The sequence below is a fragment of the Micromonospora sp. NPDC000442 genome (genome assembly GCF_042898635.1).
In the GTDB taxonomy this organism is placed as follows: domain Bacteria; phylum Actinomycetota; class Actinomycetes; order Mycobacteriales; family Micromonosporaceae; genus Micromonospora.
On the sequence record NZ_JBIAYZ010000005.1, the window covers coordinates 380,687 to 402,190 of the forward strand.

The 21,504-nt window shown below is 70.7% G+C and carries 19 protein-coding genes and 1 pseudogene; 12 read left to right on the top strand and 8 right to left on the bottom strand.

The features are described 5' to 3' along the window. Positions 1-396: 396 nt before the first annotated feature. From ACFY2A_RS10895 to ACFY2A_RS10925, 7 genes and pseudogenes are all read left to right on the top strand, one after another. Positions 397-957 carry a DUF5994 family protein gene (locus ACFY2A_RS10895; protein WP_387170613.1) on the top strand — a complete coding sequence of 187 codons (561 nt, stop codon included), beginning with the start codon at positions 397-399 and terminating at the stop codon, positions 955-957. 130 nt (positions 958-1,087) lie between these two features. Beyond that, positions 1,088-1,198 (top strand): annotated as a pseudogene (locus ACFY2A_RS10900) (inorganic diphosphatase); the annotation flags it as partial. 68 nt (positions 1,199-1,266) lie between these two features. Continuing rightward, positions 1,267-1,440 (top strand): hypothetical protein, encoded by a 174-nt coding sequence (locus ACFY2A_RS10905; protein WP_387170615.1) that lies wholly within the window; start codon positions 1,267-1,269, stop codon positions 1,438-1,440. Continuing rightward, entirely contained in the window at positions 1,437-2,450 is a 1,014-nt protein-coding gene (locus ACFY2A_RS10910; protein WP_387170617.1) for a glycosyltransferase family 4 protein, read from the top strand. Before ACFY2A_RS10905 ends, ACFY2A_RS10910 begins: the two co-directional genes overlap by 4 nt. A gap of 121 nt (positions 2,451-2,571) precedes the next feature. Then, entirely contained in the window at positions 2,572-3,708 is a 1,137-nt protein-coding gene (locus ACFY2A_RS10915) for a glycosyltransferase (protein WP_387170619.1), read from the top strand. Then, entirely contained in the window at positions 3,705-4,757 is a 1,053-nt protein-coding gene (locus ACFY2A_RS10920) for a glycosyltransferase (RefSeq protein ID WP_387170621.1), read from the top strand. The genes ACFY2A_RS10915 and ACFY2A_RS10920 overlap by 4 nt, the downstream gene beginning before the upstream one ends. Then, positions 4,754-6,217 (top strand): glycoside hydrolase family 130 protein, encoded by a 1,464-nt coding sequence (locus ACFY2A_RS10925; protein ID WP_387170623.1) that lies wholly within the window; start codon positions 4,754-4,756, stop codon positions 6,215-6,217. The genes ACFY2A_RS10920 and ACFY2A_RS10925 overlap by 4 nt, the downstream gene beginning before the upstream one ends. Before the next feature lie 458 nt (positions 6,218-6,675). Here ACFY2A_RS10925 and ACFY2A_RS10930 read toward each other — a convergent pair whose 3' ends face one another. The 4 genes from ACFY2A_RS10930 to ACFY2A_RS10945 form a co-directional block, all read right to left on the bottom strand. After that, the gene (locus ACFY2A_RS10930; RefSeq protein ID WP_387170625.1) at positions 6,676-7,050 is read right to left on the bottom strand and encodes a type II toxin-antitoxin system VapC family toxin; all 375 of its coding nucleotides are present in this window, start codon (positions 7,048-7,050) and stop codon (positions 6,676-6,678) included. After that, the gene (locus ACFY2A_RS10935) at positions 7,047-7,301 is read right to left on the bottom strand and encodes a type II toxin-antitoxin system prevent-host-death family antitoxin (RefSeq protein ID WP_099852486.1); all 255 of its coding nucleotides are present in this window, start codon (positions 7,299-7,301) and stop codon (positions 7,047-7,049) included. The genes ACFY2A_RS10930 and ACFY2A_RS10935 overlap by 4 nt, the downstream gene beginning before the upstream one ends. Before the next feature lie 133 nt (positions 7,302-7,434). Then, positions 7,435-7,833: a carboxypeptidase-like regulatory domain-containing protein gene (locus ACFY2A_RS10940; RefSeq protein ID WP_387170627.1), complete on the bottom strand. Its 399-nt coding sequence runs from the start codon at positions 7,831-7,833 to the stop codon at positions 7,435-7,437. Between the two features lie 109 nt (positions 7,834-7,942). Beyond that, positions 7,943-8,998, bottom strand: coding sequence for a trypsin-like serine peptidase (locus ACFY2A_RS10945; protein WP_387170629.1), 1,056 nt, complete (start codon positions 8,996-8,998; stop codon positions 7,943-7,945). Positions 8,999-9,231: 233 nt separating this feature from the next. Here ACFY2A_RS10945 and ACFY2A_RS10950 point away from each other — a divergent pair, with 233 nt between their 5' ends. Further along, positions 9,232-9,420 carry an AraC family transcriptional regulator gene (locus tag ACFY2A_RS10950; RefSeq protein ID WP_387170631.1) on the top strand — a complete coding sequence of 63 codons (189 nt, stop codon included), beginning with the start codon at positions 9,232-9,234 and terminating at the stop codon, positions 9,418-9,420. Positions 9,421-9,526: 106 nt separating this feature from the next. On the opposite strand, the gene ACFY2A_RS10955 is transcribed toward ACFY2A_RS10950, so the two are convergent. Beyond that, the gene (locus ACFY2A_RS10955) at positions 9,527-10,528 is read right to left on the bottom strand and encodes a 2-hydroxyacid dehydrogenase (RefSeq protein WP_387170633.1); all 1,002 of its coding nucleotides are present in this window, start codon (positions 10,526-10,528) and stop codon (positions 9,527-9,529) included. 63 nt (positions 10,529-10,591) lie between these two features. After that, positions 10,592-11,587: an L-glyceraldehyde 3-phosphate reductase gene (gene mgrA, locus ACFY2A_RS10960; protein ID WP_387170738.1), complete on the bottom strand. Its 996-nt coding sequence runs from the start codon at positions 11,585-11,587 to the stop codon at positions 10,592-10,594. Between the two features lie 71 nt (positions 11,588-11,658). On the opposite strand from mgrA, the gene ACFY2A_RS10965 reads away from it, so the two are divergent. From ACFY2A_RS10965 to ACFY2A_RS10980, 4 genes are all read left to right on the top strand, one after another. Further along, positions 11,659-12,627, top strand: coding sequence for an aldo/keto reductase (locus ACFY2A_RS10965; RefSeq protein ID WP_387170635.1), 969 nt, complete (start codon positions 11,659-11,661; stop codon positions 12,625-12,627). Between the two features lie 197 nt (positions 12,628-12,824). Continuing rightward, positions 12,825-12,995: an FxSxx-COOH cyclophane-containing RiPP peptide gene (fxsA, locus tag ACFY2A_RS10970; RefSeq protein WP_387170637.1), complete on the top strand. Its 171-nt coding sequence runs from the start codon at positions 12,825-12,827 to the stop codon at positions 12,993-12,995. Further along, positions 12,977-14,185: an FxsB family cyclophane-forming radical SAM/SPASM peptide maturase gene (locus tag ACFY2A_RS10975; protein ID WP_387170639.1), complete on the top strand. Its 1,209-nt coding sequence runs from the start codon at positions 12,977-12,979 to the stop codon at positions 14,183-14,185. Before fxsA ends, ACFY2A_RS10975 begins: the two co-directional genes overlap by 19 nt. Then, positions 14,182-16,185 carry an aKG-HExxH-type peptide beta-hydroxylase gene (locus ACFY2A_RS10980; RefSeq protein WP_387170641.1) on the top strand — a complete coding sequence of 668 codons (2,004 nt, stop codon included), beginning with the start codon at positions 14,182-14,184 and terminating at the stop codon, positions 16,183-16,185. Before ACFY2A_RS10975 ends, ACFY2A_RS10980 begins: the two co-directional genes overlap by 4 nt. Here ACFY2A_RS10980 and fxsT read toward each other — a convergent pair. Further along, positions 16,154-20,194 carry an FxSxx-COOH system tetratricopeptide repeat protein gene (gene fxsT / locus ACFY2A_RS10985; protein WP_387170643.1) on the bottom strand — a complete coding sequence of 1,347 codons (4,041 nt, stop codon included), beginning with the start codon at positions 20,192-20,194 and terminating at the stop codon, positions 16,154-16,156. The two genes, ACFY2A_RS10980 and fxsT, sit on opposite strands and share 32 nt — an antisense overlap. Then, complete coding sequence (locus ACFY2A_RS10990; protein ID WP_387170645.1) at positions 20,191-21,474, bottom strand: TIR-like protein FxsC; 1,284 nt, start codon at positions 21,472-21,474, stop codon at positions 20,191-20,193. Before ACFY2A_RS10990 ends, fxsT begins: the two co-directional genes overlap by 4 nt. Positions 21,475-21,504 lie beyond the last annotated feature (30 nt).

Below are 21,504 nucleotides of genomic sequence, written 5' to 3' on the forward strand. Positions count from 1 at the left end.
CCGGGCGGGAGCTGAGGCGCCCTCCTGGGCCTGTTTGTCGGATTGGTAGATCCGATATCTCGGGCGGGCCGATCAGCCACTCGGAGAGTAGGCTGAGGATGTCGTCCTGGACCCCGGCGGCTCCGGTTCGCGTACTTCGCGTTCCACCGTCGAGATGAGGTCCACAATGACCAGGTCCACCGGCTCCGCCCGCTCCACCCGCGTGCAGCCGGGCCCGCAGATCAACGACCAGCCCCGTCCTGTGCCTCGTGTCCGCGCTGGGGGTTCGCTTGTCGCGTTCGCAGGGTCCGCCGTGGTGCTGCTCCTGCTATTGATCTTCATCCTGCAGAACGGTCAACGCACGGAGGTGCACTTCTTCGGCGCGCAGGGGCAACTGCCGATGGAGGGACGGAACTGATGGTCCGCTCTGCCGAGGACCGCATGACGTGGGTGTGCACCGGTGAGCCGCCTACGGCACGCCTGCGGATGACCGACTCGCCGTCCAGCCGCGCGATGCTCGACGGCGGTTGGTGGCCCACGTCACGCGACCCGGTCGTCGAATTGTGCAGCCTGGTCACGGCGCTGACCGCACGGCGTGGTGGCGTGATCGAACGGATCATGCTGCAGCCGGCGGCCTGGGACAGGCATCCGTGCCGGATCGGCGTCGGCTGTGCCGTGGTGCGAGTGGGCTGGTTCACCACCCTCGGTGCCGCGCTGGTGATCATCACAGGCCGCCAGGATCTGCGGATCGACCTGGCCGTGATAGCGCCCGAGACCCCGTACGCCGCGGCGACGGCGGCCATGCTCGCGGCTTCCCGCCCCGCCAACAACACCACCCGCGCCGCGGACATCCTGTCCATACCGCCCAGCCCTCGCTCACGACCGTTGGTGCGAGACGGCGACGATGTCGCCGTCTGGGAGACCGAAGGCGGCCATTTTCAACCCGATCGACACCCCACAGCGCCGGCCCGGGCCTGAACGCTCCAACCGGCCCAGGTCGGCAGGCGCGGGGTCCGGGATCTCGGTTCGAGATTCCGGACCCCGAAGCCATCACCGACCAGACCGACAGCAGGCTGCCGACTGAAGGTCGGAGGAGCGGAGCAACCGCATGGAGTTCGACGTCACCATCGAGATTCCCAAGGGAACACGCAACAAATACGAAATGGATCGCCGGACCGGCCGGATCCGACTGGACCGCACGGAGATCAAACACTCACAGGAACGCGCCCGCCAGTCCACCTCCGCCAGATGACCATGACCACGCCAGGCCGAGCCAGGGAGCATTCGATGAACATCGCCAGGGACCGGATCGCCAATGTCCTTCGGGACCGCGGCCAGCAGGTCAGGGCTGACTGGGTCGAGCGGGAACTGCCGGTGCGGGTGGACCTAGCCAAGCACGTGGGGCTGCTCGCCACTCTGCGGCTCGATCCGGCCGATCTCGTCGACACATCGTCCCCGTGAGGGTTGCCCTGCTCGGTCCGGTCGCCTGGCGGACACCCCCGCACCACTACGGCCCCTGGGAGCAGGTGACCGGCCTGCTCGCCGAAGGGCTGGTCACCCGCGGTGTGGACGTGACCCTGTTCGCGACGCTGGACTCCGTCACCTCCGCCGCCCTCGACGGTGTGTGCCCCCGCGGGTACGCCGACGACCCGGCGGTGGACGGTCGCGTGTGGGAGGCGATGCACGTCTCCCACGCGATGGCCCGCTCCGCGCAGTTCGACCTGATGCACAGCCACCTCGACTGGCTGCCGCTGGCCTTCGCTGAACACTGCCGCGCTCCGCTGCTCACCACCGTGCACGGCTTCTCCGGTACGGGGATCCTTCCCGCGTACGCCCGGGCCCGCTCGTCCTACGTGTCGATTTCCGACGCCGATCGGAGCGCCGAACTCGACTACGTCGCCACGGTGCACCACGGCGTTGACCTCACCGAGCTGCCGTTCACCCGCGACGCCGGCCCGGGACTGGCTGCCTTTGGCCGAATCCACCCGGACAAGGGCATCCACACGGCCATCGAGATCGCCCGCCGCGCCGGCCGGTCGCTGACCATCTGCGGCATCGTGCAGGACGAGCGTTACTTCGCCGAACAGGTGGCCCCGCACGTCGACGGCGACCAGGTCGTCTTCCTCGGCTCGGTCGGGCCGAAACGGCGTGCGGAGGTGCTGGGCGCGAGCACCGCCCTGCTGCACCCGATCGCCTTCGACGAGCCGTTCGGACTGTCGGTCGTGGAGTCGATGACCTGCGGCACACCGGTCGTCGCCTACGCGCGAGGATCCATGCCGGAGGTCGTCGACGAGGGGGTGACGGGCTTTCTCGTACACACCGTCGAGCAGGCCGTCGACGCCGTCACCCAGGCGGCGGGGCTGGACCGGGCCGGCTGCCGGGCCCGGGCCCGGCAGCGCTTCGGCGTGGACCGGATGGTCACCGACTACCTGGCCGTCTACGACCACGTCATCCGTCGACCGCACCGCTGAACCCGGCCACCGCCTACGAATCCGTTCCGCCGGCCACACACGCTGGCCGGCGGGCGCCGTCACCGCGTGAGGTCGCCCCCTGGACTTCGGCGGCGGCCGACAACCGGAAGGTCCCACACTCATGCCCAGCTACGGATTCCTCAGCACCCATCCACCGACGCGGTGCGGACTTGCCACCTTCAACTCGGCCCTCGCCGCCCACCTGACCGCCGACGGTACGCGCGGCGGCATCGTCCGGGTCACCGACCGCAGCGGCGACCTGCGGGCCGGACCCGAGGTCGTGTACACCTGGTCGACGCGAACCCAGGCCGGATGGCGGGACGCCGCCGCCGTCCTGAACACCTTCGACGTGGCCGTCGTGCAACACGAGTACGGCATCTACCCCGGCGCCGACGGAGAGGACGTTCTGCCGCTGCTGCGCCGGCTCACCGTGCCGAGCATCGTGGTTCTGCACACCGTGCTCCGCCGGCCCTCGGCTCGGCAGAAGTCCCTGCTGGAGCAGATCGTCACTGCCGCCGGAGCGGTCGTCACGATGACCGAAACGGCTCGCAACCGGCTGGTCGTCGGCTACACCGTACGCCCAGGCAAGGTCACGGTCATCCCGCACGGCGCCGCCGAACATGTCCGCGCACCCGCCGACCGCCGTACCCGCCCGCACCTGCTGACCTGGGGGCTGCTCGGCCCCGGCAAGGGCGTCGAGTGGGCGTTGCGGGCCCTTGCGCGGTTGCAGGATCTCGATCCGACGCCCACCTACACCGTCGCTGGCCGGACCCATCCGAAGGTGGCCGAGCACCAGGGGGAGGCCTACCGGTCGGGACTGCACCGCCTCGGCGCGCAGTTGGGCGTCGCCCATGCCGTGGACTACCAGGACGTCTACCACGACCAACGCACGCTCGCCGGGTTGATCCGCTCCGCCGACCTGGTCGTGCTGCCCTACGACTCCCGCGAACAGGTCACCTCCGGGGTGCTCATCGAGGCGGTGGCCGCCGGGGTACCCGTCGTGGCCACGGCGTTCCCACACGCCGTCGAACTGCTCACCGGCGGCCCCGGTCTGGTCGTACCCCATCAGGACCCGGCGGCGCTGGCCACCGCCATCCGGCGGATCCTCAACGAACCGGGCCTGGCGGCCCGGCTGGCCAGCCGCGTCAGGCCGCTCGCCGCGGACCTGCGCTGGCCGGCGGTGGCGGCCCGCTATGGCACGCTCGCCGAACGGCTCGTCGCCGCACACCCGCCCGTGGTCAGCGCGGCATCGGCGTGACCACGACCACCAGCCGCCCCAGCACACCGGACCGCGGTCCCCGGCCGACCGTGCCCGCGTCGAACTTCGCGCACCTGATCCGGCTGAGCGACGACACCGGCCTGTTCGAACACGCCCGGCACGCCATCGTCCGCCGCGAGCACGGCTACTGCACCGACGACGTCGCGCGCGGCCTGGTTGTCGCCAGCCGCGAGCCGGAGCCGACCGAGGAGGTGCTCCGGCTCGCAGAGCGCTACCTGGCCTTCCTGACCCACGCGCAGGACTGCGGCGGTGCCTTCCGTAACCGGCTCGGTCATGACCGCCGTTGGACCGACGAGCCCGGGCTCGGCGACTGGTGGGGCCGGGCGCTGTGGGGGCTGGGTACCGCCGCTGCCCGCAGTCCCGCCGCCTGGATCCGGGAAGAGGCACTGGTTGCCTTCAACCGGGGTGCCGCCCGGCGTTCCCCGGCGCCACACGCGATGGCCTTCGCCGGGCTCGGCGCCGTCGAGGTGCTGCGCCGCCACCCGACGCACACCGCTTCGGCCACGTTGCTGGCGGATGCGGCCGCTGCGGTCGGCGGCCCCGGATCCGACCCGCGGTGGCTCTGGCCGCGGCAGGCGCTCACCTACGCCAGCGCGGCTCTCGCGGAGGTGGTCATCGCCGCCAGCCAGCTGCGGCACGACGGTCCACCCCTCGACGACGGTCTGCGCATGCTGGCGTGGTTGCGCGACATCCAGCTCCGCGACGGGCACCTTTCGGTGGTACCCGCCGGCGGGTGGCGGCACGGCACGGCACGGCTGCGCCACGACCAGCAACCGATCGAGGTCGCCGCCTTTGCCGACGCTTGCGCCACCGCCGCCACGGTCACCGGCGACCCCGGCTGGGAGACCGGCATACGGCAGGCGGTCGAGTGGTTCCGTGGCGACAACGACGTCGGCACGCCGATGTGGGATGCGGCGACCGGCGGCGGCTACGACGGGCTGACCGCACACGGACCCAACCTCAACCAGGGTGCGGAGTCCACCCTCGCCCTCATCGCCACCCTGCAATACACCCGGAGGTGGTCGTGACGGGAGCGCTCGCCGTCCGGCAGGACGTCACCCTCACCCCTGATCCACGGCGAGTCATTGTCAAGCTCTTCGTTCCGGGCGAGGACGACGCCGTGGTACGCACCCGCGCGAGGGCGCTCATCGACCGCGTCGCGCACCTCGACGACGAGGAGACCGGGCGGCTGCTGAGGGACACCTTCGACCGCTTCGGAGCCCGGCACCGTGACCTGGACGGCACGCTCCACCACCACTACGACCTGGTCCGGCACCGCATCGCCCGGGCCCGGGCCCTTTCGCCCACCACTCGGCTACTGGTCGGTGCCTACTTCAGTCACGAGTACGCGGTCGAGGCAGCCGCGCTGTGCAACCCGTCAATGATGGCCCACCCCGACCAGACCGGCCTGACCGCCGGGCAACTGCGCGTCGCGGTCAGCCTGCGCCAGATTGGCGAAGGTCACCTGTCGTCCATCGGGTTCGCCACCGCCGTCCTCGGACCAGGCCGCCGGCTCAGCGTCGCCGACCGGTCCGGTCCCCTGGTCGTCGGGCAGCGGGTGGGCGTACCGCGCCGCCGGGACCTGCTCGCCGCTGGCCTGGCCGAGGAGGACTGTGACAACGAGATCACCGCCACTGTGCTGGACGCCCTGCCCGAACGCTACGACGAGGCCACCTTCGAGCGGGTCCTCGGCGACCTGCCACCGGAGCTGCTCTTCCGCAGCACCGGACCGGACACCCTCGACCACCTGCGCCGCACCAACGCCGCCAGCTACGCCACAGCCTTTCCGGCCGACACCACCCTGCACCAGCGGGTGCTCTGGCCCGCCACCCCGGCGGAGAGCAATGGCCTGGAGGACGCCCGGTTCGTGCGATTCGCTGACGAATCCGGACCGGTGTACCGGGCCACCTACACCGCCTACGACGGCCGGCGCATCGCCAGCCGCGAGCTGGCCAGCAAGGACCTGCGCCGCTTCGAGATCACCCCGATGCGCGGACCGGGCGTCCGCAACAAGGGCGTCGCGCTGTTCCCCCGTACCGTCGGCGGCCGACACCTCGCCCTGTGCCGTACCGACGGCGAGACCATCGGCCTGACCTGCCTGGAAGGCGAGAACCGGTGGCAGGAACCGGTGCCGCTGCACACCCCCCGGGACAGCTGGGAGCTGATCCAGGTCGGCAACTGCGGATCGCCCATCGAAACCGACGCCGGCTGGCTCGTGCTCACCCACGGAGTCGGGCCCATGCGCCGGTACGCCATCGGCGCGCTCCTGCTCGACCTGCGCCGGCCCGACCGGGTCGTCGCGCGGCTGCCCGGCGCGCTCCTGACCCCCGAGGCGGGCGACCGGGACGGGTACGTGCCGAACGTCGTCTACTCCTGCGGCGCGCTCATCCACGACGGTGAGCTGTGGCTGCCGTACGGGGCCAGCGACAACCGGGTCGGGTTCGCCACCGTGCCGGTGGCCACGCTCCTCGCCGCGATGGAGAAATAGGTCATCGGTGAACTCATGGCGTCGAGGAATACGGGTCTATCTACCGAACCACACTGGAGATCCACGAGATACGTCCTGGTCGGGCCTGGTGCAGGCAGCGGTGGCCGGACGGGGTGACCCGAAGCCTCCCACACTGAGCGTGGTCACATCGGTGGTCACAGTTAAAGATCAAATATCCATCATTGCGCGATATGTAGCGACAGGGGGTGTGACTTGCCCCGGAGGGTTTTCCCTGTTCAAAGCACCTGTCAGCATCCCGTGGTACCGCGTGACAGAACTGTTGTCATACTGGCAGTGTGGGGGTCAGGGGTTCGAGTCCCCTCGGCTCCACCATCCGCACCATTGTGCGAACCGGTGGTTGTTCATCGTGAATGCCCCCGCCCGGGTTGGGCGGGGGCATTGTCGTGTCGGCGGGAGCCTGGACACTCGTACGTCGCCTTGTGGAAGACGGTGTCCGATCAGACTTTGAGGACGTCTACGTCGTACAGCGCTATCGACGCGTCGCGGGAGGCCAGCGTGAGATTCTCGGTGACCGCCTGCGCCACCAGCATGCGGTCGAAGGGATCGCGGTGATGCGGTGGTAGGCGTCCGGCGGTGATGGCGTGGGCGTGTGTCACCGGAAGTTCTCGAAAGCCCATGTCCCGTACCCGCTCGGCGAGGTCAGCGGGGCCTGCGAGTTTTCCTGCCTGCTGTTTGATGGTGATCTCCCAGAGGCTGACCGGGGAGAGGAAAATGTCCGGGTCGTGGCGTAGCCGGTCGAGGAGTTCGATGCCGAGGGTGGCGTCGCCGGTGATAGCCCACAGCGCGACGTGCGTGTCCAGCAGCAGGGTCATGCGCCGATGCCGAAGTCGGCGGCGATCTCAGCGTTGGTCTGGGGTGAGTCCCAGTCCCCGGAGAGGTCCAGTTGCCCGGCAAGGGAGCCGATAGCAGTGCGATTTGCCCGCCGCACCAGCGGCACGACCTTTGCCACCGGGGTGCCGGCCCGGTCGATGATGATCTCCTCGCCGCGCTCTACGCGTTCGATGATGCGCGACAGGTGGGTCTTGGCGTCATGCATGTTGTAGTGCACGGCTTCAGCCGACATGACTCACCCCCCTGGTTAGCTAGGGACTTAGTCTACATGGCCGGAGTCGTCACGAGCGGCACCGCGTCAACCTTGGCGAGGTCGCCGGTGCCGGGTGGCGGGAAGACCAGCGGGCCGTTCTCCATGCCCGGTTTCAGGGGAGGGTGAAGTCGAGTCGGGTGACCTGGTCGGTGGTCACGGTCGCGGTCCGCGGTGCGCTGTTCCGCTCGCCGGTGCTCACCGTGATTTCGTAGCGGCCGGGTGGAAGTCGCCACTCGTACCGGCCGGTGTTCCCGGTCAGGACACCGATCTCGGGGATCGCTGGCGCCGGTTCGTCGAGGGCGGTGACCTGCACGGACGCCTGACGTACCGGTTCACCCGCCGGGGTGGTGACGGTGCCGGTAACGGTTCCGGCCGGGCTGGTGCGACCCGGTGGGGGCGGCGGCCCGTCGTCGGAGACCGGGTCGTCTCCGCCGAACACCAGCAGGCTCGCCCCGATCAGCAACGGCGCGGCGATCAGGAGGGCGAGCACCCCGAGGCGCGTCCTGCTCATGACTGCTCCCTCAGTTCGTGACGGACAGTAGCTGGGACGTGCTCAGGGGTGACACCGGTTCCCGTGCGGGTGGGCGGCATGTCGCACGCCCACCCGCACGCAGCCAGGGTCAGCTGTTGCGCCAGGTGATCAGATTGTTGAAGACGCTCTCGGTGATGCGGGTGCCGTGGTTGTTTGTGGAGTGTGGCGAGGAGCCGTGCAGGCCGTACGCGTGAATCGCCATCACGCACTGCCCGACACAGTACGAACTGCCGGCCGCCCGGGTCTGGTAGACCGGGCTGCCGCTCTGGCAGCCGAACGTGTCGTTCTGGTAGAACACCTGCCGGGCGTGAGTGACCGTGACGGTCTGCCCGGCGTGTCGCCACTGCTGGCCGAAGGTCTTGTCGCACGGGTAGCCGCTGACGGTGGTCGCGGTGCCGGTTAGCGTGGCGCTCTGCCACCACATGCCGAACCAGCCGGTGCTGTTGCCGGCGGCGCAGCTCAGCCGGATGGCGCCGTAGTCGTACGTCTCGTCGCCGCTCTGGGTCCAGCCGGTGACCGACAGGAGTTGGGTGGCGGTGCAGGTGCCGTACGGCGTCGACGTCCCGTTGCGGCCCGGGATGATCTGGAAGTCTGCGCGCGGGTAGAAGTTGTTGCCGCCGCCGCCGTTCTGGCCGCCGCCCGGGTGCACGCAGTGCCCGGCGGTGGCGATGATGCTCGGGCCGTAGAGCCAGCCGGTGCAGCCCCAGGTGCTGCCGTTGGTGGTGCGGACGATCTGCACGATGGCGCTGGACGGGAAGACCGTGGTCGGGTCGACCCGCACCCGGTTGTCGGTGCCGATGACGCTCTGGATGCCGATCGAGTCGCCGTCGGAGGCGGCGGGACGGCCGCCGGCATCGAACCGGCTGCCTCCCGGTCCGGCCTTGCCGGTGCCGACCGATCCGGAGGTGCCGGAACCCCGTACGCCGTCCAGACCGCGCTGCACGGTGGGCAGCGCGACGGCGGCGGGTACGGCGCCCGAGTCGGCGACCGCGCCGTGCACGTCGGTGCGGGCGGCGGTGGTCGGGGCTTGGGCGGTCGACGCGGCGGTCGCCGGTGCGGCGGCGAGCGCCGACGCCAGGACGGCGGTGATCCCGATCGCGAGGATGCTCCTCGGTCGGGTTCTGCTGGGCGGTGTGGACGTCACGGGAGCCCTCCTCATCGAAGCTGGGCGCTTCCGATGGGCAAGGTATATCGACCAGGTTGATCCACACTCGGGTGTGTCTGTCCGTCGACACCGCTACGTTCAGTTTCGGACAGATCGCTGAACGTGATCACGCAACTGCGGTTCAGGCAACGACTGCCTGCACCGAGTACGCCCACAGGCGCTCCGCCGCCGCCGGAACGATCACCGGCTGGCTGGCCGGCCTCGGTGACCCGGTGGTGGCCGTGGCGCTGCGGGAGATGCACCAGCGGCCGGCCTACCAGTGGACGGTGGCGGAACTGGCCCGGGCCGCTTCGGTCTCCCGCTCGACCCTGGCCGCACGGTTCAGGGCGGTCGTGGGCCGGGCCCCGCTGGAGTATCTCACCGACTGGCGGGTGGAACTCGCCGCCGACCGCCTCCGCTGACCCCCACTACCCCCGCGATCTTGCGCTTTCTGTCGGGGCAGATCCGCTCTTGTCCGGCATTTCGGCGACCAAAAGTGCAAGATCGGCGCGACGGTGGGGGGTGGGGTCAGCAGACGCGGGAGGAGGTGGGGACGGCGTCGGGGCCGTCGTGTTGCACGGTGGTGAGGTTGGTGAGGGTGGTTTCGGCGATGTTGTGCAGTCCGTCCTCGGTGAAGAACGCCTGGTGCCCGGTGATCAGCACGTTGGGGAAGGTGGTGAGTCGGGCGAAGTCGTCGTCACCGAGCACCCGTTCGGAGCGGTCCTCGAAGAACAGGTCACTCTCCTCCTCGTACACGTCGAGACCGAGGTAACCGATCCGGCCGCTCTTGAGGCCATCGATCACGGCCCGGGTGTCCACCAGCGCGCCCCGGCCCGTGTTGATCAGCATGACGCCGTCGCGGAGCAGGGCGATGCGTTCGGCGTCGATCAGGTGCCGGGTGTCCGGAGTGAGCGGGCAGTGCAGGGTGACGATGTGCGACTCGGCGAGCAACTGCTCCAACGGCACGTACTCCACCCCGGCGGCGCGGGCCGCGTCGTTCGGGTACGGGTCGCTGGCCAGCACCCGGCAACCGAAACCCGCCATGATCTGGGCGACGCAGACACCGATCCGCCCGGTGCCGACAATGCCGACCGTACGGCCGTGCAGGTCGAAGCCGAGCAGGCCGGCGAGGGCGAAGTTGTGTTCGCGTACCCGGTTGTAGGCCCGGTGGATCTTACGATTGAGGGCGAGGATCAGGCCGACGGTGTGCTCGGCCACCGCGTGTGGTGAGTACTCCGGCACCCGCACCACGGTCAGGCCCAGTTTGCGGGCGGCGACCACGTCGACATTGTTGAAACCGGCCGAGCGCAGCGCCACCACCCGGACGCCGACCTCGGCGAGCTGGTCGAGCACCTCGGCGCAGAGGTCGTCGTTGACGAAGGCGCAGACCGCGTCCGACCCCTCGGCGAGGCGGGCGGTCTGTGCGGTGAGCCTGGGCTCCAGGAAGGTCAGCTCGTGACCGGCTGCGGCGTTCGCCTCGGTGAGGAACGTCCGGTCGTACGGCTTGGTGCTGAACACTGCCACTCGCATGGGCCACCTCCACCTGCCACGCTAAGGCGCGACACCGGTTCGGGGACAGGGTCCGGCGACCCGTCAGGTCAGCTGGGCGTCGATCTCGGCGAGTTCCTCGGCGGCCAGGTCGAGGTTGTCCACCGCGGCGATGTTCGCCTCCAACTGCGGCACGCTGCTGGCGCCGATGATGAGGCTTGTCATCCGGGGGTCGCGCAGCGCCCAGGCGAGCGCGAGCTGCGCGAGGGACTGGCCCCGACGCTGGGCGATGGCGGCCAGCCCACGGATGGTGGCCAGTCGCTGCTCGGTCACGTCGCTCTCGTTGAGGAAGACGCTGGTGCGGACCCGGGAGTCGGCCGGGATGCCGTCGAGGTAGCGGTCGGTGAGCAGACCCTGGGCCAGCGGGCTGTAGGCGATGCAGCCGGCACCGACCCGCTCCAGCGTGTCGAGCAGCCCGTCCTGTTCGGTCCACCGGTTGAACATCGAGTACGCGGGCTGATTGATCAGCAACGGGGTGCCCAGGTCGCGCAGGATCGCCGCGGCGCGCTCGGTCTGCTCCGAGGTGTAGTTGGAGATGCCGACGTAGAGGGCCTTGCCGGAGCGGACGGCGGCGTCGAGAGCGCCCATCGTCTCCTCCAGCGGGGTGTCCGGGTCGTACCGGTGGCTGTAGAAGATGTCGACGTAGTCCTGGCCGAGGCGGCGCAGCGACTGGTCGAGCGAGGCGATCAGGTTCTTGCGGGAACCCCACTCGCCGTACGGGCCGGGCCACATCAGGTAGCCGGCCTTGCTGGAGATGATCAGCTCGTCGCGGTACGCCTTGAGGTCTGTGGCGAGCATCCGGCCGAAGTTCTCCTCGGCGGAACCGGGCGGCGGCCCGTAGTTGTTGGCCAGGTCGAAATGGGTGACGCCGAGGTCGAAGGCGCGCCGGACGATGTCCCGCTGCCGCTCGAAGGGGCGGTCCGGCCCGAAGTTGTGCCACAGGCCGAGCGAGATCGCGGGCAGCCGAAGCCCGCTGGCTCCGCTGCGCCGGTAGGTCATCTGGTCATAGCGCGCGTCGGCGGCGAGGTAGGTCACGATCATGACCATAGCCCGAGGTCCGGTCGTTGGGTCGAGCTGCGGCCGTGGTGCGCCGCGGCGGGTAGCGTCCACCCATGCGTTACGTGCGGCTCGACACTCCGAAGCCACTGTCCAGGATCGGCCTCGGTACGTGGCAGTTCGGTTCGCGGGAGTGGGGGTACGGCCCCGACTACGAACGGCTGGCGGCGAACATCGTCCGGCGCGCCGTCGAGCTGGGCGTGACCCTCTTCGACACCGCCGAGGTCTACGGCTTCGGTCGCAGCGAACGGCTCCTCGGCGCGGCGCTGGCCGCCGACCGGGACAAGGTGGCCGTCGCCACGAAGATCCTGCCGGTGCTGCCGGTCGCGTCGGTGGTGCAGCAGCGGGCGGTGGCCTCGGCGGCTCGGCTCGGCGTCACCAGCATCGACCTCTACCAGGTGCACCAACCAAACCCGGTGGTCAGCGACCACCGGACCATGCGCGGGATGCGCGCGTTGCAGGACGTCGGCCTGGTCGCCGAGGTCGGGGTCAGCAACTACAGTCTGCGCCGCTGGCAGGTGGCGGAGACGGCGCTGGGCCGGCGGGTGCTCAGCAACCAGGTCCGCTACAGCATGCTGGACCGCAAGCCGGAGGAGGACCTTCTCCGGTACGCCGAACAGGCCGGCCGGTTGGTCATCGCGTACAGCCCGCTGGCACAGGGATTTCTCTCCGGGCGGTACGACGCCAACCATCCGCCGGTCGGCGCGATCCGCCGGGCCAACCCGTACTTCCTGCCGGAGAACCTGGAACGCGGCAGCGCCCTGATCGAGACGCTGCGCCAGGTGGCCGCCGCGCACGACGCGACGCCCAGCCAGATCGCCCTGGCGTACGTGCTGCGTCACCCGAACGTGGTGGCCATTCCCGGTGCGTCAAGCGTGGAGCAGATGGAGCGCAACGCCGCCGCCGCGGAGATCGATCTGACCGAGGACGAGTACGCCGCACTTGTCAACGCGGCCCGTGCGTTCCGACCGGTCACCGGGCTGGCCGCGATACCGAAGTTCGTCAGATCCCGGGTACGCGGCTGACCGTGCGGCCGATGTCCGCCGTACCGTCGGAGGCGTTGAACGAGATGACCCACCCGAGTCGCCGCGTTGCGCGATGCCGCTACGATGGCCCGGTTCGTTGGCGGGTTCGGCGGTAGGGACGGGCTCTGGTCCGGCGGCTCCCGCACAAGTCATCGCTCAATCGGGCGCGAGTTTCCTTCGCGGGTGGACGGATCACTATGGATACGACCGAAGACGACTCCCTGGGAGTCCTGGTGGACCTCAGCGACGTGAGCCTCGCCGATCTGCCGGAGCTGGACGGATCGCCGTTCGCCTGCTCACTACGCCGGATCCTGGATGAGATCGACCGCCCCCAGGACGCGGTCGCCGGGTGGAATTCGGCGATGTGACCGTGCCGGCCGAGGGGCGTGGTCAGGCGGTGGTGGACCCGCCGGCAGTGGTGCGGCCGGTGCCCTTCTCCGAGTTCATCCTCAAGGTCCACAGCAGATGCAACCTGGCCTGCGACTACTGCTACATGTACGAGCTGGCGGATCGCCGCGCTCGCACCGATCCGCCGCTGATGTCCGCCGACATTTTCGACCTCACCTGCCGGCGGTTGGCCGAGCACGTCCGCGCGCACGAGCTGAGCACGGCCCGCATCGTGCTGCACGGTGGTGAGCCGTTGCTGGCCGGTGCCGCGACGCTGGCGCGGATGGCCGAGCGGCTGCGGGCGGCCGTCCACCCCACCTCCGCCCGGATCAGTGTGCAGACCAACGGCACCCTGCTCGACGAACGGGCGCTGTCCGTGCTGGCCGACGCGGGCGTGCTGATCGGGGTCAGCCTGGATGGTGACCGGGCCGCCAATGACCGGCGTCGACGGTACGCCTCGGGACGCGGCAGCTTCGACGAGGTGGACCGGGCGTTGCGGCTGCTGGCCGAGCACCCCGGGGCGTACGCCGGCATTCTCTGCGTGGTCGACCTCGACGCCGACCCCCGGCGGACCTACGAAGCCCTGCTGGCGTACCGGCCGCCGATGGTGGATTTCCTGCTGCCGCACGCCAACTGGGACACTCCGCCACCCGGGCCGGGGCGGGCCGCGCCAGCGGACCCGTACGGCAGGTGGCTCTGCGACGCCTTCGACGCGTGGTACGACGTGCCGGTGCGGCTCACCCGGGTCCGGCTCTTCGAAGAACTGATCAACTTGTTGCTCGGCGGGAGCAGCCGGACCGAGTCGGTGGGGTTGAGCCCGGTCGCCGCCGTCGTGGTCAACACCGACGGCGGGTACGAACAGGTCGACACGTTACGGTCCACGTATCCCGGCGCGGTCGACACCGATCTGACGGTCTTCGACCACTCCTTCGACGACGTGCTGCGTCACCCCGCCGTGGCCGTACGCCAGGCGGGCCTGTCGGCGCTGGCCGCCGACTGCCGGGCCTGTCCCGTCCACCTGGTCTGCGGCGGCGGCAACTACCCGCACCGGTACCGGGCCGGCAGTTTCCGCAATCCCTCCGTCTACTGCCGGGATCTGCGGCTGCTCATCGAGCACGTCTCGGGTCGGCTGCGGGCCGATCTGACCGGCCTGCGGAGCCGGGGCCGGTGAGCGGCTACCACCGGCTGCGGCCGGCCGATCTGGAGGCGCTCGCCGCCGGCCCGGGCAGCGCCCACCTGGTGCGTACGCTGCGCGCCGGGCAGGTCAGCAAACGGATGCTGCACCTGCGCGCGGTGCTCGACCTGGCCGACCCGGAACCGACCTCGGCGTACTTCGCGCTGCTCACCGCCGCGGTACGGCGCGATCCGGCGGTGGGTCCGGAACTGCTCGCCCTGCCGCACACCGGCGCGTGGCTGGCGGTCATCCTGCGCCGGCTGCGTCAGCGGCCGGACTGCCCCACGGCGCCGGCCGCGTCCGGCCGCACCACCGCCGGTCTGGAACCGCCGTCCGGGGCGGATCACCCGGCCGAGGTCGACCTGGGATATCTCGGCGCGCTGGCGGCGACCGCGGCCATCCGGGCCGGCCTGGACTTCGAACTGACCCTTCCGGCACCGGACGGTGCGGTGTTCCTGCCGTCCCTGGGCCGGGCCCGCTGCGGCGGCATCGGCCCGGTGACCGTTTCCCGGTCGGGAGACCGGGTGTGGGTGGGGTCGGTGGAGGTTCCCGCGCCCGACGAGGACCTACCGGCGGGCGCCGGTGTCGACCGCGACGGGTGGTCCGGCCTGCACCGGCTGACCAGCAGCGCCGACGGTCTCGGGGTCGAACTCTGGCTCGACGACCTCGACCCGTACCGCGACTGTCACCGGCTCTGCGCGACCGGACGGCTGGACGCGGCCGTGGTCGGGCGGTGGCAGCGGATGCTCGACGACGCCTGGCCGATCCTGGTCCGGCACCATCGTGGGCATGCGGAGGCGATCTCCGAGGGGTTGCGGACCGTGGTGCCGTTGCAGGCGGACTCGGCCAGCGCCGGGGTGAACGTCACAAGCATGGACGCGTTCGGTGCGGTCTCGATGACCCCGCCGGCCGACGGTACGGCGCTGGCCCTCGGCCTGCTGCACGAGTTCCAGCACGCGAAGCTCGGTGCCACCATCGACATCGAGCCGCTGCACCACGCCGAGGACCGGCGGTACTACTACGCGCCCTGGCGGGACGATCCCCGTCCGCTCGGTGCCGCGCTGCACGGGGTGTACGCCTTCGTCGCGGTGACCGAGTTCTGGCGTACCCAACGGGCGGTGCTCCCGCCCGGCCGGAGCCGACTGGCCGAGGTGGAGTTCGCTCGTTGGCGGGACCGGGTCGCCCGGACCTGCGCCGACATTCGGGCGTACGGGCCGCTGACGGCGGCCGGTCGCCGGTTCATGGCCGGGCTGGGTGAGGTGATCGACGGCTGGCGGGACGAGGGGGTGCCGGCCGAGGCCGCCGCGCTGGCCCGGGAGGCGGCCGACGATCACTGGACGGTGTGGCGGCTGCGTAACCGGCGGCCGGAGGCACGGCTGGTGCGCCGGCTCGCCGAGGCGTGGCGGACGGGCGCGGTCTGCCCGACGATCACCGTTCCGGTCGCGGTGCGCCCGGCCGACGGCAGGTGGCTGAGCCGCAGCCCACGACTGGATCTGGTCCGGCTGCGGTTGGCCGATCCGGCGCGCTTCGAGCGGCTGCGCAGCGGTGCCGAACGCCTCGCCGACGCGCTCCCGGAAGCCTCGGACGGCGACCTGGCGTTGGCCGCCGGTGACCACCTCACCGCGCGCGACTGGTACCGGCGGCAACTGCGGCAGCAGCCGGACCAGGTGGCGGCCTGGGTCGGCCTGACGCTCGCCGACGCTCGGCTGCCCGACGCGGACGCGGAGATGCGCGCCGACCCGGAGTTGTGCCGGGCGGTGCTGTGCGCGGTCGCGGAGTCCGGGGCGGTACCGGACCCGCTTGAGCTGTCCCGCTGGCTGGCCCCGGTGACGTGTGCGTCCGCTGCGGACGCCCCGTCACCAGATGAGTCGGTACCGGGCGACCCGCCGCTGGGCGAAGGGTTCCCGGGCGTGGCGTCGGGGACGGCTCGGCAGGGCGGACCGCAGTCGGCTGGACCGGCGCCGGTCAGGTCGGTGGCGGCTCAAGGTCGCAGTTGAGCCGGTTCGCCTCGACGAGGGCGATGGTGTTCGGGTGCTCCTCGCCGAGCACCCGACGGAACAGCGGCATGACCTGCTCCCGTAGCGACCGGGCAGCGCCGTGGTCCCCGGTGACGCTCAGGCTGGTGGCGAGATTGTTCGCCACCGCCAGCGTGTCCGGGTGCCCGGGCCCGAGAATCCGCCGACTGCGTTCGTACGCCTCCCGGTCGCTGGTGAGGGCCTCGGCGAACTGCCGGCGACCGAACCGGCAGTTCGCCAGATTGATGTTGGCCGCCAGGGTGTATGGATGATCCGCCCCGATCCGCTCGCTGAACCGGGCGACCACCTCCTCCGAGACGTCGAAGGCGGCCTCCGCGTCGCCCGCCTTGCGCAGGAAGATCGCCAGATTGTTGGCGTACGCGAGGGTGAACAGGTGGTCCTCACCCATGTTGTCGCGGTACCAGCGGTGCACCGGCCGGGCCCGGCGCAGCGCACCCACGTCGTCGCCGATCGCCGACTCGTCGCAGGCCAGGTTCATCGCGCTGGCCTGCACGTCCGGGTGGTCCGGGCCGTGCCGTCGGCGGGAACGCACCAGCACGTCCGCGCTCAGCGTGTGTGCCCGCTCCAACTCGCCGAGCTTGCGCAGGGTCACCGCGTAGTTCTTCAACGCCCGCAGCGTCTCCGGGTCCTCCTCGCCGAGTACCAGCCGGTTCGCCTCGACCGCCGCCTCCAGCACCCGACGGGACTCGACCAGGTCGCCGGTGTCGCGCAGGTCGCGGCCGTACTGGCCGGCGGAGAAGAGAGTGAACGGGTGCATCGGGCCGAGCGTCTCGCGACGCCGGGCCAGGGTGCGCTCGTTGCGGCTCAGCGCACCGCGCAGGTCACCGACCAGGCGTAGCGAGATGGCCAGGTTGTGCGCCGCGATCAGTGCGCGGGGATGGTCCTCACCGAACACCTCCCGGGCCAGTTCCTCGGTACGGGTGTCCAACTCGCGGGCCCGTTCGAAGAATCCGAGCGCGCGCAGGTCGGCGGCGAGGCTGCCGGCCGCGATCACGGTGTACTCGTGCTCCTCGCCGAGGCTGCGGCGGAGCCGGTCGTAGACGTCGCGGTCGATGTCGTAGGCGTCCTGGTAACGGGCCTCCAGGCGCAGGGCGTTGGCCAGCTGGAACCGCATCATCAGCGTCTGCGGATCGTCCGGGCCGTACCGCCGGTGCCACAGCGCGATCGCCTGTTCGGCGAGCTCGGCGCAGGTGGCGAAGCCCACCCGGATCCACATGTAGCGGGCCACGTCGAGCAGCAGCTGCCGGACCTCCGGCTGGTCCGAGGTGAGGGTTCGCGACGGCAGCAGGTGCGGCCACAGCTCCGCGTAGATCGGCCAGTTCTCGGGCTTGTCGGGGTCCTTGGGGTTGGCGGCGGCCAGAATGGCGTGCACGTGCTGGCGGTTCTCGTCCTTCTCCTGCTCGGAGAGGGACTCCCGAATCAGCTCCTGCACCAGCGGGTGCATGCGCAGGCTGGTCTGGCCGGCCTCGTCGGCGCGCCCTCGGCCGCCGCCACGCACGGTGTCGATGCGGGCCAGCGCGTACCGGCCGATGTCGCGCAGCGTCCGCCCCATCAGCAGCGGATCGCGCAACGACCCGTCGTAGGAGAGCAGCACGTTGATGAACCGCTCTCCGTTGATCAGCGACATCGGGATCGGTTCGCTGGCGAAGAAGGCGCAGACCTCCAGCAGCTTCGCCGCCGCCGGATTGCGCTCCCGCAGGCTGTCCAGCGAGACCAGCCACGGCTGGGCGCCGGTCTGCTGGTAGTCGGCCGGCAGCTCGTCGGCGAGCATGTCCGGCAGGTAGCGCCGGACCCGGGTGAGGTACTGCGCGGGTGTCTCGCCGGTGGTGGCCAGCCACGCGCCGGCCTGTTCGATGGCCAGCGGCAGGTCACCGAGCCGGTCGGCGATCAGGTCGGCGTCGCCGTCCGGCAGATGCCGGGCCCGCCGCCGCAGCAGGGCGAGGCTCTCCTCCCGGTCGAAGGCACCCACCTCCAGCATCCGGGCCGACCGGGCCCAGGCGTGGTTGCGGGTGGTGACCAGGATGTGCCCGGGCCCCTGCGGGATCAGGTCGAGCAGTTCCGAGGGCTCGTCGGCGTTGTCGAGGACGAGCAGCCAACGCCGGAACGGCACGCCACGGCGCAGCACGTCGAGGACCCAGCTGACCCGCTCGCTGACGCTGCCGCTGAGCGGGGCGTCGAGTTCGGCGGCGAGCCGGTCGGCGAGCGCGCCCAGGGCGAGCCGCAGGACGCTCGGTTGCTGCGCCGAGATCCACCAGACGATGTCGTACTCGGCGCGGAACCGGTAGGCGTACTCCAGTGCGATCTGGCTCTTGCCGACGCCGCCGAGACCGTGCAGCGCCAACGGCACATGCCCGGCCTCCGAACCGGACAGCCAGTCGCGCATCTCCTCCAGCAACGGACCCCGACCGACGAACTGGACGTTGCGGGGTAGCGGCACCCGCCAGACCGGCGGCTCGTTGCCTGGGAAGCGGCGGCGTCGCTGGGCGTCCTCCGGATCGGGGGCGGGGCGGGCGGGATGGCCCAGCGCCTCCAGCAACCGGGCCGTCGCCTCCTGCTCGTTGATGCCCACCAGGTCGACCGGTATGCGTTCCAGGAACAGCCCGGGAGCGCGGGAATTGTCCAGCCGCACCGGCACCAGGTAGCTGGTGCCGGTGGTGGGATCGTGGGCGGTGGCCTGGTTCCACAACTCGGCCGCGTTCGGCGACTGCATGTACTCCTGGGACAGCAGCACGACCAGCCGGGCGGCGTCGTTCAGACCGACGGTGGCCCGGTCACCGCCGGACGGGTTGGCGGGGAAGTCGACCTCCCGCATGACCGCCCGCAGGCCGGCGGCGCGAAGCTCGTCGCAGATCCACTCCGCCCAGGCCCGGTCCAGCGCCGCGTAGCTGACGAAGACGTCGGGGGCGGCACCGACGAGCCGCTGCCGCTCGAACTTGGCCAGCCAGGTCCGGCGGAGCCGGTCGTCCAACGGGGGCAGGTCCTCGACCTCGCCGTCGGTGATCGCGCGGGTCAACCGCTCGTACGCGGCGAGCAGGGTCGCCTCGTGGTGAGCCCGGTCCCCGAACGTGGCCAGGATCTCCTCGTAGGCGTAGTAGGGCTGGTAGGGGATCTCGATCTCACCCCAGTACCGGTCAGTCTCCTCGGGCGAGAGCCGGGGCAGCAGCGGGGTGAACCGCCGACGTGCCTGATCCCGGCCGGCCTCCAGCTTGAGCTGCTCGGCGTTGTCGACGCGCATCGGCACCGGCAGGATCCGCACCGGCCGGTCGCCGCGTTGCCGGACGATCGACCGGGCCACCGCGGCGGCGCCGTCGATGCTCTGCTCGTTGAGGGTGAACGAGGTGACGACCGCGTCGGGCAGCCGCACCGTGCAGATGCCGGCGCCGTCGCTGACCCCGGTACGGCTGTCGATCAGCACGTAGTCGTAGTTCGCCCGCATGCTGGCCGCCAGCGCATCCAGGAAGCTGTTGCCGCCGAGCTTCTCGAAGAACGCCTGCCAGTCGAAGGTGCTGACCGCCTTCGTGTACGACGGGTCCTGCCGCCCGGCGGGGAGCAGGTCCAGGAATCCCGGCCGGACGGGGCGGGCACCGCCGGTGACGTCGCGGTGCGGTGTCGGGAAGCGCCACTCCAGCGACACCGCGTGCCGCAGCACGTCGGCCGCCGTGCCGATCCAGTCCGGGTCCTCCGTCTCGTCCATCGGGCGTACGGCGGCGTCGGCGTAGTCCCGGGCCATGTCGATCACCCCGCGCGAGGTGCGCAGGTCCTTGTCGAGCAGGAACGGGTGGAAGTAGCGGTGCAGGCCGGGGGATTCCAGGTCCCAGTCCACGGCGAGCACCCGGTGACCGTTCGCGGCGAGGATCCAGGCCACGTTCGCCAGCGCCATGGTGCGTCCGGTGCCGCCCTTGTACGAGTAGAACGTGATGATCCGGCCTTCCCTGTCGGTGGCCGCCGTGACCGGGTCGCTGCTCGTCACGCTGCTCCTCCCGTTCCACGCTGGTCGTCGTCGCGCGCCCACGGGCCGTCCAGCCGTGGTGGCGAGGTGTCCGTCGACGGGGCCGGCGGCCGGTGCACCGAACCTCGGCTGAAGACCCGGTTCCGGGCGACCTCCAGCACCTCCGGAAGCTCGTCCTCGAAGGCCCGGTGGGTGATGATGTTCGACCGGTAGAGTTCGTCGTCCGAGGTGAACTCGTTGAAGATCTCCCGGCAGGCCCGGGAGAGGGTCTGCCAGTGTTCGCGGGTCTCCGGGTCGTCGCGACTGCTGGGGATGAGGACCGCGGTGGCGGCACGGTGGTCGCCCAGCGCCGCCGAGGCGTGCTCGACCAGGGCCTGCCGCCGTTGCGGCAGGCGGGTCATCCAGGCGTCGACGATCAGCACCAGGATCTGGTTGTAGCGGGCGGCCAACTCGGCACTGTGCGGCAGCCGGTCGATCTCCACCACTGTGGACTGGTAGCTGTGGTCGGCCGCGATCTCCCGGGCGTAGTCGACGAGCGGCTCCGGCATCGGCGGCCGGTACGGCGCCCACTGCAACGGGTCGTCGCCGTACACCGTGACGTGCTGGCGTATCCCGCGCATCTCGTCGCGGTTGGAGGCGGCCACCACGAAATGCACAAGCATCGGGTTGGTGGCGTCCCCGCCGGTGCCGGTGACCCGGTCGGTGCCGTTCGTGGTCTCCTCCGGGTGGAAGGCGCTGTCCACGGCCTGAAGGTCGACCGGGCGGTGCTGTTCCGGCAGGGGATTGGCCTCCACACTGGCCACGATCTGGCTGGCGAGCTCGAACAGGAAGGTGCGGTAGTCGTCGCTGTGCCGCTGTAGCCGCATCAGCTGCCGCACGCCGAGGCGCTGGTAGAGGTCACCGAGACTGTCGGAGGTGTACTGCAACGGATGGGCCACCGGGTGGATCCGCCCCGGCTGCGCGGGAATCCACATCAGCGGTTTGAGCAGCGAGGTGTCCACCCGCCGCTGGCTCTCGAACCGGGCGGTGCGCTCGGCGAAGAGCTGCCACTCCTGCCCGCACACCCGGCTCTGGAAATACCGTGGTGTCATCAGCGCGAGAAAGGACCGGCAGCTGCCGAGCGCCTCGACCAGCCGCTGCGGCCACCGTTCGCCGAGCAGGATGGTCCGGTCGACGAACCCGACCCGTTCGTCCCGGGACAGACCGGCGATCAGCCGCACCTCTGCACTGAGATCCTCGTAGAACTTCTGGACGAGTGCGTCCTCGTCGCCTCTGGCGTAGCTGAGGAAGAAGTACAGCACCGCACCTCCGCGCCTGGGACTCTGGCCATG

Bases quoted from the DNA above. Each gene is read 5' to 3' on its own strand.
- fxsA (WP_387170637.1), top strand. From the start codon at position 12,825: ATGGATACGACCGAAGACGACTCCCTGGGAGTCCTGGTGGACCTCAGC.
- mgrA (WP_387170738.1), bottom strand. From the start codon at position 11,587: ATGATCGTGACCTACCTCGCCGCCGACGCGCGCTATGACCAGATGACC.
- ACFY2A_RS10935 (WP_099852486.1), bottom strand. From the start codon at position 7,301: ATGTCGGCTGAAGCCGTGCACTACAACATGCATGACGCCAAGACCCAC.
- ACFY2A_RS10940 (WP_387170627.1), bottom strand. From the start codon at position 7,833: ATGAGCAGGACGCGCCTCGGGGTGCTCGCCCTCCTGATCGCCGCGCCG.
- ACFY2A_RS10905 (WP_387170615.1), top strand. From the start codon at position 1,267: ATGAACATCGCCAGGGACCGGATCGCCAATGTCCTTCGGGACCGCGGC.
- ACFY2A_RS10895 (WP_387170613.1), top strand. From the start codon at position 397: ATGGTCCGCTCTGCCGAGGACCGCATGACGTGGGTGTGCACCGGTGAG.
- ACFY2A_RS10955 (WP_387170633.1), bottom strand. From the start codon at position 10,528: ATGCGAGTGGCAGTGTTCAGCACCAAGCCGTACGACCGGACGTTCCTC.
- ACFY2A_RS10965 (WP_387170635.1), top strand. From the start codon at position 11,659: ATGCGTTACGTGCGGCTCGACACTCCGAAGCCACTGTCCAGGATCGGC.
- ACFY2A_RS10915 (WP_387170619.1), top strand. From the start codon at position 2,572: ATGCCCAGCTACGGATTCCTCAGCACCCATCCACCGACGCGGTGCGGA.
- ACFY2A_RS10930 (WP_387170625.1), bottom strand. From the start codon at position 7,050: ATGACCCTGCTGCTGGACACGCACGTCGCGCTGTGGGCTATCACCGGC.